The sequence below is a fragment of the Faecalitalea cylindroides genome (assembly GCF_028321995.1).
Taxonomy (GTDB): domain Bacteria; phylum Bacillota_I; class Bacilli_A; order Erysipelotrichales; family Erysipelotrichaceae; genus Faecalitalea; species Faecalitalea cylindroides.
The window spans coordinates 81,549-97,079 of the sequence record NZ_JAQLXG010000006.1; the positions used below are offsets into that span (position 1 = coordinate 81,549).

A 15,531-nucleotide genomic window follows, 5' to 3' on the forward strand; every position below is an offset into this window, starting at 1 on the left:
TATGAAAACAAATCAAATAACGCGTGGAGCCATGGTTTGCGCTATTTATGGCGTTCTTTTATTTTTGAATCAACAGACAGGTTTAATGATTGAAGCCAGTGCTTCATGGCTTTTTGTATTTCCTGTATTGATCTATACTGCCATGAGTGGACCTAAATCAGGAGCAATTGTCGGTATTGCAATGGCTTTGATGACTTTTTTGTTAGGTGGATTTACAACTTGGTTTTATAGTTGGACTTCTTTGATTACTGGATATGTTTACGGATTGGGACTCTTTTATCAATGGCGAAATATGACGAACTTTTTGATTTGTCTGGTGTTTTCGGTATTATCTAATGTATGTACGGTTGTTGTTTGGTCGTATCTATTTGGCTATGATCTTGTTAGTGAGTTTGAATCTTTTAGAGCTATTATACCATTCATTGATATGGGAGTATTTATAATCTTGTTTGTGGCATTTTTATCTTTGCTGCAGGCATTGTGCATTCATCTTGTTTCTTTGATGATCTGTATACGAATGCATTTACCATATCGTCCTTTGACACCAATTTCCCAACAAAAAAGCTCAAAAGTAGTCGGAATCGTATCACTATTCATCTGGGGTATATTCTTTTTATCTCAAAATGTGATAGAATGTTCAAAAGGGGTCTTGGATATCATTATGTTGATATGGCTCTTTGATTGTGCTTTATTGTTGTATTATGGTGTGATCTATTTTATGTATCACAGTATTAAGCGGAATAATAGACAATTCTCTTTTTTGGCAATTTTTCTGGCATTTGTTCCTGGTATTAATTTATTGTGGATGCTGATGGGGGAGTTGGATTGTTTATTTCAACTAAGAAAAAAAGTTTAGGGTAGAGGTTTATATGAAACAGTTTGAAAAGTGGCGAAGTCTGTATATCGCATCTATTATCTTATCAATTTGTTTTGTGATCTATGCGATTACTCGCACAGAATACTGGTTTACGCTAATTGGAGTTTTATTGATTATATTATTTTCACTAGCGTTTATCGGTCTTTGGAGATCATTAAGGATCCATGGAGTCAAAACCGAGGTTGATATCTCCAGAGTATTGGGGAAAGATGCTAAAGATGCTTTAAGTTTTGGCCATATTGGGATCTTGACTTATGATAATGAATATGTTGTAACTTGGGCTTCACCATATTTTAAAGAAAATAATATCGATATTGTGAATCACAAACTTACATCATGGATCGAAAATATACGTACAATTTTTGATGAAGATGTGGATGTTGTGATTGGGAAATATGAAGATAAGATTTATGAGATCACACGTAAGAGCGATGCACAAATACTATATGTACGAGAAATAACCGATTATTATAATTTGCGCCAAGACTATTTGAATAACGGAATAGTTGTAGGGTTGATGCAGCTTGATAACTACATGGAATATCAATCGTATGAAGATGAAGAGTTGATTGCCAAGATCAATACACATTTGCGCTCTCCGATCATTTCTTGGGCCAAAGAGAACAATATGTTGATTAGACGATTGAGATCAGATCGTTTCTTTGTTGTATGCAATCAGGAAATTTTAAAGAAAGTACGTTCTCAAAATTTTACTATTTTACAGGTGATCAAAGATGAAGCCAATCATCTTGATGTATCAATTACTTTGAGCATGGCTTTTGCTTATGGAACCAATGATTTTAAGATCTTAGACGGCATGGTTAATGAATTGATCGAATTGGCTCAATCACGTGGTGGAGACCAGGTTGCTATTCGCGCTTCTAGTGGAACTGTGCAATTTGTTGGAGGAAATTCGGAAACGAGCTCCACTCGTTCAAAAGTTCGTGTTCGCATTATGGCACAATCAATCCAGGAAGCAATCAATGATTCTAGTAAAGTGTTTATTAGCGGGCATATCATGTCAGATTTTGACTGTATGGGTGCAGCTCTTAGTATGTCCAATTGGGTAACGGGTCTAAATAAAACAGCGTATATCGTATTAAAAGATGTACCTAGAGATTCGCAACTTCAAGATTTGATGGATAAATATCAAGATGTTTTGCATGAAAGACATAATTTTATCACGATCAGCGAGGCGATGAGCATGATGGATTATGAAGAAGATCTTTTAATCATGGTCGATCATGGAATACCGGCTATTTCAAGTGCCAAAGACTTTGTTTCTCATGCACAAAGAATTATTGTATTAGATCATCATCGTCGTAATGAGTCATTTGTCAAACATCCAATGTTAACGTATGTTGAAAGTACAGCATCATCCACATGTGAATTGATTGTTGAACTTTTGCAGAATATTCCAAATCATATTCCAATTTATGAAGCAGAAGCAACGATCATGTATTTAGGCATCTTGGTTGATACAAACCGTTTCAAGATGCATACCGATGCAAGGACATTTGAAGCGGCAGCGGCACTTCGCTCCTGGGGCGCAAATGCTGCGATTGCTGAAAAAGCTCTTTGTGAAGATTTTTCTAGATTTACCTTGAAACATCATTTGATTCAAATGGCTTCAACTTATTTTGGTAAATATCTAGTTGTATGTGTGAATGAACCTGTAGACAAGACAATACTTGCTCAAGTTAGTGAAAGTTTATTACTGGTTCGAGGTTGTGTGGCATCATTTACAATTGGTAAAGTAATCAATGAGCCAACAACGGCTGCAATCAGTGCTCGAAGTGATGGCACTTATAATGTGCAGAAAATCATGGAAGCCTTAGATGGTGGAGGTCATTTCAGTGCGGCTGCTGTAGAGAAAAAATCTACAGAACCGGAAGAATTAAAAAAGGAATTGTTACAGATATTAGAGGAGGAAGAACATGAAAGTAATCTTGCTTAAGGATGTTAAAAATGTAGGTAAGAAAGATGAGGTCAAAGAAGTAAGTGACGGATATGCGAGAAACTTCTTGATCAAAAATAAAATGGCGGTTGCTTATACCAAAGGATCTGTTAAGGTTTTAGATCATCAGTTGGAAGAAAAGAAACTGCATGAAGAAGATTTAAAAAAACAGGCTGAAAAAATTGCAGAAGAACTAAAAACTACGCCAGTTGAATTTATGTTAAATACAGGAAAAGATGGACAGGCTTTTGGTTCTGTTTCCAGCAAGCAGATTGCCGAAGCATTAAATAAAAAAGGAATTATCGTAGATAAACGAAAGATTCATATGGATATTCCTGTTTCCAGCATTGGAACAACACGTGTAAAAGTAGACTTATATAAAGGACAGGTAATTGGGGAAATTGTTGTTCAAGTACGTCCGAAGGGGTAAATTATGACTAGAGAACTTCCAAACTCTTTAAAAATTGAACAGTCACTTTTAGGATCGTTGATGATTTATCCAAATGTAATGAACGATTGTCAGGACTTAGATTTAAGTCCTGATGAGTTTTTTACGCCAAGTCATCAACGTATTTTTCAGTGCATGAAAGAAATCAAGGATAATGGTCAGCCTCTTGATATCAATACGATCGTTACGCGTTTGCAGGATAAAGATGAACTTGAAGCAGCAGGAGGAGCCGATTATATCGTTAGACTGGCAGACTCTGCAATTTCAAGTGCAAACGCAAGACATTATATCGAAACAATCAAAAACAAGGCGCAACTGAGAGCTTTGATCTATGCGGCCGATAAAATTGCCCAGGAAGGATATGAATCTCCTGAAGACATAGATACGATCTTGGATGATGCAGAACGTTCGATCATGGATGTGACAAGACAGCGTCGAGGAGCAGAGTTTGAATCCAGCCAGGAGATCGTCAATCGTGTTATTGAGGAATTAAAAGCTTTAAAGTCAAAACAGGGTATTACTGGGATCCAGACAGGATACACTGATCTAGATAAGATGACCAATGGATTTCAAAGAGGTGATTTGATCATTTTGGCGGCACGTCCAGCAATGGGAAAATCAGCACTGGCACTAAATTTTGCAAGTCAAGTGGCAAAACGAAATGAGGGTTGCGTAGCAGTATTCTCACTGGAAATGCCTAGTGATTCTTTAATGAAGCGTCTAATGTCCAGTGAAAGTCAGGTTCTTTCTAATAAGTTGAGAGATGGACGTTTAAATGCAGATGAGATGTCAAGACTTTATGAAGCAGGAACTCGTTTAAGTGAAAGAAAGATTTTTATTGATGATACGAGTAGTATTAAAGTATCTCAGATTTTTTCCAAGGTACGTAAACTAAAAAGTGAATACGGGTCAATTTCACTTGTTGTGATTGATTATTTGCAGTTAATCACAGGCTCAAGAGCTGATTCAAGACAACAGGAAGTATCCGATATATCACGAAATTTAAAGATATTGGCAAAAGAAATGGAATGTCCAGTTATTGCCTTATCTCAGTTATCACGTAAGGTTGAAGAAAGGACAGATCATGAACCGCAGTTATCCGATTTGCGAGAATCTGGATCTATTGAACAGGATGCCGACATCGTTATGTTTTTATATCGAGCTAATTATTATGACAAAGATAAAGAAGGTCAGGACGAAACTGAAGTCGTTGATCTTTCTTTGGCTAAACATCGTAATGGTAGCATTGGTAAGATTCATTTAGCCTTTGAAAAAGGAATTTCTCGATTTACGAATTATGCCAGTACAGAGGAAGATATTTATGCAGGTTGATCTATTGTGTAGCGGTTCAAAGGGGAACAGTTGTCTAATTCGAACGAAAAACAGTTCTTTATTAATTGATTGTGGATCGACAAAAAAATATTTAATGAATGCATTAGGTAGTGTAAATCAAAGAGTTGACGATTTAAATGCATTGTTGGTCACTCATGCACACACCGATCATGTATCACAACTAAAGCATTTTAGACATCTTCCTGTTTATTCATATTGCGATCTAAAAGATTTAGACAATCATCGTATTGTTAGACCACTTCAGGAATTTGATGTCAATGAATTTCATATTCAAGTCATTTCTTTATCGCATGACAGCCCAAATACTGTTGGGTATGTAATCTATGCAGATGGCAAAAAATTGGTATATGTAACGGATACAGGATACGTTTCCAATGAAGTTAAAACATATTTAGAAAATGCTGATTATTATATATTTGAAAGTAATCATGATATTGAAACGCTTATGAATACGAATCGTCCAATGTTTTTGAAACAGCGTATTTTGGGAGATAGTGGTCACCTGAATAATTTGGATGCCAGCTCTAATCTAGCTTCATTGATCAATTCTAAAACAAAAGAAATTGTTTTAGCTCATATTTCAGAAGAAGCAAATGATCCATCTATTGCATTAAAATGCATTCATGATCATTTCTTAAAAAAGGATCTTCCATATCGTGGTGTGAATATTCGTGCTGCAAAACAGCATGAGATACTTACAATCAAGTCGTTTTAATTTTATTTTTAAAAATGGATTTGTTATAATGGGTAGAGATTGCGAGGTAAAAATATGTTAACAGTATTTGATCATCCATTGATCAAGCATAAGCTTACAATTATGCGTAAAAAAGAAACGGGTACAAAAGATTTTCGTCAAAATTTAGATGAAATTGGAGGCCTAATGGTTTATGAAGTTACACGAGATCTTCCTTTGAACGAAATTCCAATTGAAACACCTTTATGTCAGACAATTGGTTATGAAATGGCAAAGGATGTTGTAATCGTTCCGATTCTAAGAGCAGGTCTTGGCGTTGTAAACGGAATACAAAATTTGATTCCTACTGCAAGGATTGCTCATATTGGAATGTATCGTGATGAAGAAACGTTAGAACCACATCCTTATTTTGAAAAATATCCTTCAAATATGGATGAGGCAGCCGTTATTATAGTCGATCCAATGCTTGCAACAGGTGGATCTAGTGTTGCGGCAATTGATATGGTTAAAAAACAAGGAGCAACTTCGATCAAGCTTGTATGCCTTGTCGGCGCACCAGAAGGAGTCAAAGTTGTTGAAGAAGCACATCCGGATGTAGATATTTATCTAGCAAGTTTAGATGATCATCTAAATGAAAAAGGGTACATTGTTCCTGGTTTAGGAGATGCCGGAGATCGTATTTTTGGTACAAAGTAAATGAAGCCGTTTACGTTTTCTGGTGTACTGTTAGTAAATATTTTATTAAGTTTATTTCTAGGATATAAATTGGATGAATGGCTAAATACGACACCAATTTTTATCATTGTTGGTTTGATATATAGTGTAGTAGGTTCAATCTACATATTGTTACATAAGGCAAATAAACATGAATGAAGTTACATCAATGAACAAAAAAATCGTAATTTATTCTCTTTTAATTGGAATAAGTGTTGCGATTATAGCTGGATTGTTGTTTAATGATATCTATGTTCTGGTAGGAGTCCTGGTTGGATTGGGTACAGGACTTATAGGATATGCTATGATTGTGCAGATGGCACTTTCATTAAAACCGGATGAGAAACTATCAAAACGTCAAGGTGCAGCTAATTATATAGTTCGTTATATTATATACGCTGTAATATTTGGATTTTTCGTCTATCTAAATATTTCAATCATTGCCTTGCTTGTGGGATTTTTATGTCACAAGCTTTCAATATTTGTTTATGCTTTATTAGAGGGAAGGATGGATAAGAATGCCTAGCATTAGTGCTTTAGAGATTCATGTTGGTTCATTCACTTTGGAAATTCAGCAGTCGATTTTAGTATGGCTGATTTTATGTGTCGTTTTTGCAACTTTCTTTATCGTTGCTGGCAAAAAAATCGAGAGACAAGATCCATCGAAAGCCAGTAAGGGAATTGTTTATATTAGTGAAGAAGCATTGAATCTGGTGCTTTTTGTGATTAAAGGAAATTTAAGAGAAACCACAAAAAAATATATCCCACTTTTTGGAACATTGATCTTGATGATGATTGCATCAAACTTGATCGGATTGATTGGATTACAAAATCCGACCAGCAATGTAAGCTTTAATGCGACATTGGCTATTACGATGTGGTTGATGATTCAAGGTAATGCCATCAAAAAAGGTGGACTTATTGCTCGATTAAAAGAGCTCACAGAACCTATGGTGATATTAACACCACTGAACATCATTGGAGAAATGGCTTTGCCAATTTCTTTGACGATGCGTTTATTTGGAAATATTTTGGCCGGAAGTATCATTACGATGCTTGTATATACATTAATCAAGGCATTAATGCCTTGGGGGGTGTTGGGACTTTCAGTAACACCATTTTTACACATGTATTTTGATATATTTTCTGGCGTGATTCAAACATATATCTTCTTTACATTAGCTTCGTTCAATTTAGGACAGCAAGTGGCAGAAGAAGAATAAACAAGGAGGAAAAACAAAATGGAATTTAATGAATTTTTCGTACAGGGTATGGCACTTTTAGGTGCTGGTATTGCCATGGTAGCGGGTCTTGGTCAAGGTATTGGACAGGGATTTGCTGCAGGTAAAGGTGCTGAGAGTGTTGCTCGAAATCCAGAAGCTGCCAGCAAGATTCAGTCAATCATGGTTCTTGGTATTGCCTTAGCCGAAACAACAGGTATTTATTCATTAGTAATTGCCATTCTATTAATTTTTATAAAAGGGTAACGATTGGGTATAGATATGGATGGTTTCAATATTGATAACTATCTGCGAATTTCTTTAACGGATGTTGTTTTAGTTTGTATCTCAACTTTTTTGATTGTTATGATCGCAAAGAAGTTTTTTTGGGATAAATTGTTAACTTTAATTTCAAAAAGACAAGCATTGATCCAAGAGAATATTGATTCTTCTGTACAATTAAAAAAAGAAGCGGAAGATATCAAAGAGCAGTATGTGGAAAAGATGAAGAATGCTGGGAAAGAAGCACATTCAATCATCGAATCTGCACGTGCTGAAGCATCGGAAGAAAAACAGCAGATATTGCAACAAACCCAGAATGAAGTTTCACGCATCAAGGAACGAGCTAAAGAAGACATAGAGCGTGATAAACGTAATGCGGAAAAAGAAATGAAGGACGCCATTTCTTCAGTTGCTTTGGAAGCAGCCAAGAAGCTTGTTTCTAAAGAAATGGATGAAGAAACACAAAAGAAATATATTGATGATTTTATCGACAAGGCAGGAAATTCTAAATGGTAGAAACTTGGACGCCTTATGCTCAAGCTATTTTTGAAATTGCAAGAGATACAGGTAAAGAAGAAAAGTATATGTCTGATCTAGAAAGCTTATCTTCAATTTGGCAGCAGGAAAAAGATTTTGTGCTTGCCTTATCTCATCCAAAGATTACAAAAGCGACAAAAAAAACATGGCTTTTGAATCTGTTTGAAGATCGGCTTGATGCAACGATGATGCAAACGTTACTCGTGTTTAATGAACATGATGTGATCGCAAATTTGCCGCAGATTTATCAGGCATACTTAATGTGTTATCGTGATGCTCACGATATTGAAATCATCAAGGTGGAAAGTGCTTCTGAATTAGATGCAAAACAGAAATCTTCATTAAAACAGATGTTAGAAACAAAATTGAATAAAACTGTAGAGTTGGATATTGCCATTAAACCGGAATTGATTGCCGGGATGAAGGTATGTACAAGAGATATGGTTTTAGACAATACGGTCTTATCGCGCCTTGAAGCGATCAAAGAAAAAATAAGTGGCTAGAAAGGTGATACTATGAGTTTAAATCCAGCACAGATCTCACAATTGATCAAAGCGCAAATTCAAAATATCGACCAGGATCTAGAAATGAATGAAAGTGGTACTGTTCTTAGTATTGGGGATGGTATTGCAACAGTATATGGTCTTCGCAATGCAATGATGAGTGAATTGTTATTGTTCCCTCATGATGTATATGGTATGGTCATGAACCTTGAAGACGAACAAGTTGGTGTCGTTTTGATGGGTGAAAAAAACGATATCAAGGAAGGCGATCTTGTTAAGAGAACAGGACATATCGTTGAGGTTCCTGTTGGTGATGCTATGGTAGGACGCGTTGTTAATGCTTTAGGACAACCAATTGATGGAAATGGAGAGATCCATACAACAAAAACACGTCCAGTTGAAAGAGTAGCACCAGGTGTTATGACAAGAAAAAGTGTTTCGGTACCATTACAAACAGGATTGAAGATCATTGATTCTATGATTCCAATTGGTCGTGGTCAGCGTGAGCTGATCATCGGTGATCGTCAGACCGGTAAAACGGCAATCGCAACAGATACGATCATCAATCAAAAGGGACAAAATGTAAAATGCATTTATGTTGCGATTGGACAAAAAGCCAGTACGGTTGCCCAGATTGTAGAAAAATTTAAACAATATGGAGCAATGGAATATACAACGATTGTTGTTTCAACTGCAAGTGAACCAGCACCTCTACAATATCTTGCACCATATGCAGGATGTGCTATTGGTGAAGAGTGGATGGAAAATGGTGAAGATGTATTGATTGTTTATGATGATTTATCTAAACATGCGGTGGCATATCGTACAATGTCTTTGTTATTAAGAAGACCACCAGGACGTGAAGCATATCCTGGGGATGTGTTCTATCTACATTCAAGATTACTAGAAAGAGCAGCACGTCTAAATGAGGATTATGGAAATGGTTCTTTGACGGCTCTTCCTATTATTGAAACACAGGCAGGAGATATCTCAGCGTATATTCCTACAAATGTTATTTCCATTACGGATGGACAAATTTTCTTGAAAACTGATATGTTCAATGAAGGTATCCGTCCAAGTGTTGATTCAGGATTCTCAGTAAGCCGTGTTGGTTCAGCTGCTCAAATTAAAGCTATGAAGCAAGTTTCTGGCTCTTTAAAACTCGAATTAGCACAATATCGTGAGATGGAGTCATTCGCAAAATTTGGTTCTGATCTTGATGCAGCTACGATGGAAGTTTTAAATCACGGAGCTCGTTTGACACAACTTTTGATCCAGAAACAATATTCTCCAATGCGAGTAAGTGAACAGGTTGTTAGTTTATTTGCCGCAAAGAATAAATATTTGAAGGATATTCCTGTCGAAAAAGTACAGGCATATGAAACTGGCTTGATATCTTATGTAAATCGTGAATATCCTTATATTTTAGATCAGATTGAATCTAAAAAAGAATTAGATGAAGATCTTGAATCTCAGATCAAAGCAGCCTTAGATGCCTTTACCAAAGAGTTTTTACTGATGGAAGGTGCACAAGATGGCACAAAGTAGACAAGCTATCCAGGCTCGTATAAAATCAGTTGATTCAACGAAAAAGATTACAAAGGCTATGCAACTTGTCGCTTCCAGCAAGTTAACAAAACAAAAACTTGCAATGGAAGAAAATCGTGAGTATGCCGATGCTCTGCAGCATCTACTTACATTAGTTTTACGTTCTACAGACGATAAATCTATATTTTTAAACGAAAATATGGGTAAACCAGCATATGTATTTGTGATTACCAGTGATATGGGGCTTTGTGGCGGTTACAATGCCAATATTCAAAGAACTGTACAAAGTGAAATTTCTAACGAAGATAAGATCATCATGATTGGTTCACGCGGGGTAAATTGGATCAAGTCTAGAGACTATAATGTATGTGATCAACTAATTGATATGAATGAAGATGATGCATATGACAAATTATCTTCAAAAGTAGTTGAAGCCTTGGATCTGTTTGAAAGGAAGGAAATTTCTAAGATACAGATCTTATATACTCACTATAAAAATACATTGACCTTTATACCAACATTGGAAACTCTTTTACCAGTAAAAAAACAATCGGAAGAAAAAAAAGAATCTCATAAAGAGATGATATTTGAACCATCTAGAGAACAGATGCTTAGCAATGTAATTCCAATGGTTACAAAATCGGTTGTTTATTCAAAATATCTTGAGAGCAAGACCAGTGAACAGGCATCAAGACGTATGGCAATGGAAAGTGCTACGGATAATGCCAACGAGTTGCAGGAAGCTCTTGAATTGGCCTTTAACCAGGCTCGTCAGGCTGCAATTACGCAGGAAATCACCGAAATTGTCGGTGGTGCCAATGCGCTGACATAGGAGGAAGAAAATGTCAAAAAATATAGGAAAAGTAGTCCAGATCATTGGGCCAGTTGTAGATATTTCTTTTGACGAAGATCATCTGCCTGACCTTTTGACTGCCATAGAAATAAAACGTCCAGACGAGGAAAGCTTGATCGTGGAAGTAGCACAGGGAATAGGTGCAGATCGAGTTCGCTGCATTGCGATGGGAAGCACTGATGGCCTTGTTCGCGGTATGGACGCGATTGATACAGGAAAACCAATTCAAGCTCCTGTAGGCGATGCTATTTTGGGACGTATGTTTAATGTATTAGGTCGACCAATCGATGGACTTGGAGAAGTAAAAGATGTTGAATACGAACCAATCCATAGACCGGCACCAGCATTTGATGAACAAAGTACAGTTAGTGTTCCATTGGAAACAGGTATTAAAGTAATCGACTTGCTATGTCCATATGCTAAAGGTGGTAAAATTGGTTTGTTCGGTGGTGCCGGTGTTGGAAAAACCGTATTAATTCAGGAGTTGATTCATAACATTGCCAAAGAACACGGAGGAAAATCTGTTGTAGTTGGTGTTGGAGAACGTACTCGTGAAGGTAATGATATGTATCATGAAATGAAAGAAAGTGGAGTTTTAGATAAGACTGTTTTGGTTTATGGACAGATGAATGAAAGTCCTGGGGCCAGAATGCGTGTAGGTTTAACAGGTCTTACCATGGCTGAACACTTCCGTGATAAAGAACATCAAGATGTATTGTTATTTATTGATAATATCTTCCGTTTTACTCAGGCAGGTTCTGAAGTTAGTGCCTTGTTAGGACGTGTTCCTAGTGCCGTTGGGTATCAGCCAACTTTGGCGACAGAAATGGGACAGTTGCAGGAACGAATCACGAGTACCAATGATGGATCTATTACTTCTGTTCAGGCAATCTATGTACCTGCCGATGACTTGACAGACCCAGCTCCAGCTACAGCCTTTACACATTTGGATGCGAAAACCGTACTTGATCGTGATATTGCGGCATTAGGTATTTATCCAGCTGTGGATCCACTTGAATCAAGTTCTCGTATCCTGGATCCATTGGTTGTAGGAGAAAGACATTACAATGTTGCCAGAGGCGTACAAAGTATTCTTCAACGATATAAGGAACTTCAAGATATCATTGCTATTTTGGGTATGGATGAATTGAGTGAAGAAGACAAAAAGGTCGTAAACCGTGCTCGTCGTGTACGAAATTTCTTATCACAGCCTTTTAACGTAGCTGAAGTATTCTCAGGAATTCCAGGAAAATATGTTCCTTTGGAAGATACGATTCGTTCTTTTGAACGTATTCTAGCAGGAGAATTTGACGATTTACCGGAACAGGCATTTATGTTTGTAGGTACGGTTGAAGAAGCACAAGAAAAAGCACGTCAGATGGCTGGTGAGTAATATGATTTCTTTGAAAATTGTAACTCCACATGGAACATATAGCGAAGTTGACGTAAAGAGCATATCTTTAAGAAGTGTTGAAGGGCAAATGACTTTACTTACCGATCATTTACCTATTTTTGCATCTTTGGTACCTTGTAAACTAGCTTTGGTTGACAATAATGATCAAAGGTATGAATATGCTTTATCAGGTGGGTTTTGCCACTTAGAAGATAATAAAGCGATGATCTTAACCGATGCGATTGAAGGAAAAACGGAAATCGATTTGGAAAGAGCAAAAAGAGCTTATGAACGTGCCAGAGCTAGAATTGAGAAAAAAGATGAAGTGACGAATTTAAAACGAGCTCAATTGGCTTTGGAAAGAGCTGTAAATAGAATTAATGTATACGGTGGTTAGTTGATAACCATCGTTTTTTCATATAGAATATTCACTATGAAAAAATATATATTTTTGGATATTGATAACACTTTGTTAGATTTCAATAAATGCTCCAAGATTTCAATACAGGAAGGTTTTAAAAAATATGGAATCACGTATCATGAAGATGTATTTGATACATTTGTCAAAATAAATGATTCTTTATGGGAGCAAATCGAAGAAGGAAAACTCACAAAAACAAAGTTGTACGAAATTCGTTGGAATACAATTTTTAGAGCATTAAAGATTGATTTTGAAGGGCATGTATTTGAACGATATTTCGTGAATAGTTTAAATTATATTGCCAAGGAAGTAGATGGTGCTTATGATCTTTTGCAATATTTATCAAATAAATATGAAGTTTTTCTTACCAGCAATGCACCTTATGATCAGCAGTGGAATCGTTTAAAGATAGCGGATATGTTAAAATACGTGAAAAAAATATATGCATCGGAAAAGATTGGGTGTGCAAAACCAAACAAACGATTTTTTAATTATTGTATCAATGATATTGGAATTACCGATAAAAATGAAATTATGATCATTGGAGATTCATATTCGGCTGATGTACAAGGAGGCATCAACAGCCAAATTGAAACGATCTGGTTTGATCGTAATAAAAAGGGAATAAATGATTCACTGGCGACATACAAGATAAATTCTCTGTATGAAATTATGAATATTTTATAATTTTTGAATATGGAAAATAAGTTTTCATATTCTTTTTTATTTATTAAATAATTAGTTGATTTGAATTGTAAATTTCCAAAAATTTAACATTTCTTTTCTGTTGTCTTTACAAGCAATTGATAGATTGAAAATAGATAAGAGGAGGGATGTTATATGTCCAACAAAAGAGTAAATAAAATGCTAAAAATAGGTTCTTGTTTGGGCCTAATTGCAGCTATTTTTTCGGCAGCAGCTCTTCCTGGTATGAATGTAGCTGTACATGCTGAAGAAAATGAAGTGGAACCTGTTAAACAGGAAAATCTAGATGAAACAGCAATAGAAGCAACAAAAGATATTTTAAATTCAGATTCAGTTTCAACAGAAGATATAAATGAATTTGAGCAAACTTTAACTGAAAAAGTCCAAAATAAAGAAATACAAAAGGAACCAGTTCAATTTAGTGGAAGTTCAGAACCTGTTGTAGAGGATAACAAAGTCACAGTTACGGTCGTTACTGAATTTTATAACCGAGATGGAAGTTTAAACAAAGAAAGTGGGGGAATCAGTACATATACCAGAACCCCGGGAACATCATTTAATGTTTCTACAGCTATATATAAAAGAGGCTGGATCTTGGAATCTGAAACAGTAACTGGAATGGTTGATACCAATCCAAACAATTATAAAGCTGAAGGAATTATCGGAAATGATGATATCATGATAAAATATGTATGGCGAGAAGATAACATTGGACCAGATGGGCAAGCCGATAAGGTTCCAGATCAATATCAGATTAAAGTATCCTATGATGTTGTGAATGGAACATGGAACGATGGTACAACGAATACAGTCAATAAAGTTTATACTTTAACAGATAGTGAAGGTAACCCAAGTGATCAAGGAACTGCTAGAGCTCAACTTCCATCTGTTGGAAATAAACCAAATGAAAGTTTTACAAGAGGTTCCTGGCAAAGTGGAATGAAATATACATTAACTAAAGAAGATGATGGTTCTAACTTTGTTTATACATATGCACCGGCAAAAAATGTTACAGTGATTACAGAATTCTATAATCGAGATGGAAGCTTAAGCACTGTAAAAGGAGGAACAAGTACATATACAAGAGCGATTGGTTCGACCATAGATTTTGGAACAGCAACATATAACAGAGGCTGGATCCTGGAGTCTGAGACAGTAACTGGAATGGTGGATACCAATCCAAATAATTATCGAGCACAGGGTACAGTTGGTAATGAAGATATCACGATCAAATATGTGTGGCGAGAAGATAACATTGGACCAGATGGACAAGCCGATAAGATTCCAGATCAATATCAGATTAAAGTAACCTATGATGTTGTCAATGGCACATGGAATGATGGAACAAATGATACGATTTATAAAGTGTATACTTTATTTGATGAAAATGGAAATCCAAGTCAAGATGGTACTGTTAAACATGAACTTCCAGAAGTTGGAAATGCACCTTTAGAAGGATATACAATTGGTAAATGGTCTTCAAATATAGAGTATGAATTAACACATAAAGATGATGAGGCACATTTCACATATACATATTCTGTTATTTCTGATACAGATGTAAAACCATCCAAACCGTCTGATACCGAAAACCCAAAGAATGAATCGACTGTAAAGGAAACAAAGACAGAGAATAAAGTAGTAAATACAGCTTATTCTACAAACGTTCTTTCTGTGTTAGGGCTATTCATGTTATCGTTAGCCGGTATACTTTTTGGAGTTGTTAAAAAGTATTTAAAATAGTTGATTTAAACGACCTTTAAATTTTAAAGGTCGTTTTTTAATTTTTTTCTTTACTTTCGAATGCTCATTGTATATAATATACAAGCACACGGATTTTACGTGTTCTATATACATATGGCGGTTGTGGTGAAGTGGTTAACACAGCGGATTGTGGCTCCGTCATGCGCGCGTTCGAATCGCGTCAGCCGCCCCATAAGAAAATACAAGGGGGTCTAACAGTTAAAAGTTAGATCTAAAAAAGGACTGGAATTCCTTAAATGGAAACTCCAGTCCTTTTTGTCTG

At 36.0% G+C, this 15,531-nt stretch carries 18 protein-coding genes and 1 tRNA gene; all 19 read left to right on the forward strand.

Going from position 1 to position 15,531, the window contains the following annotated elements; translation table 11 throughout:
• The first annotated feature begins 1 nt into the window (after position 1).
• The 19 genes from PND65_RS05020 to PND65_RS05110 all read left to right on the forward strand — a co-directional run bounded on the left by PND65_RS05020 (position 2) and on the right by PND65_RS05110 (position 15,441).
• The gene (locus tag PND65_RS05020) at positions 2–856 is read left to right on the forward strand and encodes a YybS family protein (protein ID WP_172694737.1); all 855 of its coding nucleotides are present in this window, start codon (positions 2–4) and stop codon (positions 854–856) included.
• Between the two features lie 13 nt (positions 857–869).
• Entirely contained in the window at positions 870–2,834 is a 1,965-nt protein-coding gene (locus PND65_RS05025; RefSeq protein WP_271990796.1) for a GGDEF domain-containing protein, read from the forward strand.
• Positions 2,815–3,264: a 50S ribosomal protein L9 gene (rplI, locus tag PND65_RS05030; protein ID WP_022356197.1), complete on the forward strand. Its 450-nt coding sequence runs from the start codon at positions 2,815–2,817 to the stop codon at positions 3,262–3,264. The genes PND65_RS05025 and rplI overlap by 20 nt, the downstream gene beginning before the upstream one ends.
• A 3-nt stretch (positions 3,265–3,267) precedes the next feature.
• Entirely contained in the window at positions 3,268–4,614 is a 1,347-nt protein-coding gene (gene dnaB, locus PND65_RS05035) for a replicative DNA helicase (RefSeq protein WP_271990794.1), read from the forward strand.
• Entirely contained in the window at positions 4,604–5,350 is a 747-nt protein-coding gene (locus PND65_RS05040) for an MBL fold metallo-hydrolase (protein WP_035401949.1), read from the forward strand. Before dnaB ends, PND65_RS05040 begins: the two co-directional genes overlap by 11 nt.
• Positions 5,351–5,404: 54 nt before the next feature.
• Positions 5,405–6,025, forward strand: coding sequence for a uracil phosphoribosyltransferase (upp, locus tag PND65_RS05045; RefSeq protein WP_015535298.1), 621 nt, complete (start codon positions 5,405–5,407; stop codon positions 6,023–6,025).
• A complete protein-coding gene (locus PND65_RS05050) occupies positions 6,026–6,202 on the forward strand; it encodes an AtpZ/AtpI family protein (RefSeq protein ID WP_015535297.1) in 177 nt (58 codons plus the stop codon).
• A complete protein-coding gene (locus tag PND65_RS05055) occupies positions 6,195–6,569 on the forward strand; it encodes an ATP synthase subunit I (protein ID WP_015535296.1) in 375 nt (124 codons plus the stop codon). The genes PND65_RS05050 and PND65_RS05055 overlap by 8 nt, the downstream gene beginning before the upstream one ends.
• Positions 6,562–7,266: a FoF1 ATP synthase subunit A gene (locus tag PND65_RS05060; protein ID WP_195294262.1), complete on the forward strand. Its 705-nt coding sequence runs from the start codon at positions 6,562–6,564 to the stop codon at positions 7,264–7,266. Before PND65_RS05055 ends, PND65_RS05060 begins: the two co-directional genes overlap by 8 nt.
• A gap of 18 nt (positions 7,267–7,284) precedes the next feature.
• Positions 7,285–7,530, forward strand: coding sequence for an ATP synthase F0 subunit C (gene atpE, locus PND65_RS05065; protein WP_015535294.1), 246 nt, complete (start codon positions 7,285–7,287; stop codon positions 7,528–7,530).
• A gap of 15 nt (positions 7,531–7,545) precedes the next feature.
• Positions 7,546–8,061: a F0F1 ATP synthase subunit B gene (gene atpF / locus PND65_RS05070; RefSeq protein ID WP_022356193.1), complete on the forward strand. Its 516-nt coding sequence runs from the start codon at positions 7,546–7,548 to the stop codon at positions 8,059–8,061.
• Positions 8,055–8,585, forward strand: coding sequence for an ATP synthase F1 subunit delta (gene atpH, locus PND65_RS05075; protein WP_087158949.1), 531 nt, complete (start codon positions 8,055–8,057; stop codon positions 8,583–8,585). Before atpF ends, atpH begins: the two co-directional genes overlap by 7 nt.
• A 12-nt stretch (positions 8,586–8,597) precedes the next feature.
• Positions 8,598–10,133, forward strand: a complete 1,536-nt coding sequence (gene atpA / locus PND65_RS05080) for a F0F1 ATP synthase subunit alpha (RefSeq protein WP_271990792.1) — start codon at positions 8,598–8,600, stop codon at positions 10,131–10,133.
• Positions 10,120–10,965, forward strand: coding sequence for an ATP synthase F1 subunit gamma (gene atpG / locus PND65_RS05085; protein ID WP_015535292.1), 846 nt, complete (start codon positions 10,120–10,122; stop codon positions 10,963–10,965). The genes atpA and atpG overlap by 14 nt, the downstream gene beginning before the upstream one ends.
• Before the next feature lie 10 nt (positions 10,966–10,975).
• A complete protein-coding gene (atpD, locus tag PND65_RS05090; protein ID WP_015535291.1) occupies positions 10,976–12,379 on the forward strand; it encodes a F0F1 ATP synthase subunit beta in 1,404 nt (467 codons plus the stop codon).
• 1 nt (position 12,380) lies between these two features.
• Positions 12,381–12,776: an ATP synthase F1 subunit epsilon gene (gene atpC / locus PND65_RS05095; RefSeq protein ID WP_015535290.1), complete on the forward strand. Its 396-nt coding sequence runs from the start codon at positions 12,381–12,383 to the stop codon at positions 12,774–12,776.
• Positions 12,777–12,812: 36 nt separating this feature from the next.
• Positions 12,813–13,487, forward strand: a complete 675-nt coding sequence (locus tag PND65_RS05100) for a YjjG family noncanonical pyrimidine nucleotidase (RefSeq protein ID WP_015535289.1) — start codon at positions 12,813–12,815, stop codon at positions 13,485–13,487.
• Positions 13,488–13,640: 153 nt separating this feature from the next.
• On the forward strand, positions 13,641–15,248 hold the full coding sequence (locus tag PND65_RS05105) for a hypothetical protein (protein ID WP_271990788.1): 1,608 nt from the start codon (positions 13,641–13,643) through the stop codon (positions 15,246–15,248).
• Positions 15,249–15,365: 117 nt separating this feature from the next.
• A tRNA-His gene (locus tag PND65_RS05110) sits at positions 15,366–15,441 on the forward strand.
• The last annotated feature ends 90 nt before the right edge of the window (positions 15,442–15,531 follow it).

Coding starts and splice junctions, on each gene's coding strand:
- rplI (WP_022356197.1), top strand. CDS start 2,815: ATGAAAGTAATCTTGCTTAAGGATGTTAAAAATGTAGGTAAGAAAGAT.
- atpC (WP_015535290.1), top strand. CDS start 12,381: ATGATTTCTTTGAAAATTGTAACTCCACATGGAACATATAGCGAAGTT.
- PND65_RS05100 (WP_015535289.1), top strand. CDS start 12,813: ATGAAAAAATATATATTTTTGGATATTGATAACACTTTGTTAGATTTC.
- atpE (WP_015535294.1), top strand. CDS start 7,285: ATGGAATTTAATGAATTTTTCGTACAGGGTATGGCACTTTTAGGTGCT.
- PND65_RS05040 (WP_035401949.1), top strand. CDS start 4,604: ATGCAGGTTGATCTATTGTGTAGCGGTTCAAAGGGGAACAGTTGTCTA.
- PND65_RS05050 (WP_015535297.1), top strand. CDS start 6,026: ATGAAGCCGTTTACGTTTTCTGGTGTACTGTTAGTAAATATTTTATTA.
- atpA (WP_271990792.1), top strand. CDS start 8,598: ATGAGTTTAAATCCAGCACAGATCTCACAATTGATCAAAGCGCAAATT.
- upp (WP_015535298.1), top strand. CDS start 5,405: ATGTTAACAGTATTTGATCATCCATTGATCAAGCATAAGCTTACAATT.
- PND65_RS05105 (WP_271990788.1), top strand. CDS start 13,641: ATGTCCAACAAAAGAGTAAATAAAATGCTAAAAATAGGTTCTTGTTTG.
- atpD (WP_015535291.1), top strand. CDS start 10,976: ATGTCAAAAAATATAGGAAAAGTAGTCCAGATCATTGGGCCAGTTGTA.
- atpF (WP_022356193.1), top strand. CDS start 7,546: ATGGATGGTTTCAATATTGATAACTATCTGCGAATTTCTTTAACGGAT.
- atpG (WP_015535292.1), top strand. CDS start 10,120: ATGGCACAAAGTAGACAAGCTATCCAGGCTCGTATAAAATCAGTTGAT.
- PND65_RS05060 (WP_195294262.1), top strand. CDS start 6,562: ATGCCTAGCATTAGTGCTTTAGAGATTCATGTTGGTTCATTCACTTTG.
- dnaB (WP_271990794.1), top strand. CDS start 3,268: ATGACTAGAGAACTTCCAAACTCTTTAAAAATTGAACAGTCACTTTTA.
- PND65_RS05025 (WP_271990796.1), top strand. CDS start 870: ATGAAACAGTTTGAAAAGTGGCGAAGTCTGTATATCGCATCTATTATC.
- atpH (WP_087158949.1), top strand. CDS start 8,055: ATGGTAGAAACTTGGACGCCTTATGCTCAAGCTATTTTTGAAATTGCA.
- PND65_RS05020 (WP_172694737.1), top strand. CDS start 2: ATGAAAACAAATCAAATAACGCGTGGAGCCATGGTTTGCGCTATTTAT.
- PND65_RS05055 (WP_015535296.1), top strand. CDS start 6,195: ATGAATGAAGTTACATCAATGAACAAAAAAATCGTAATTTATTCTCTT.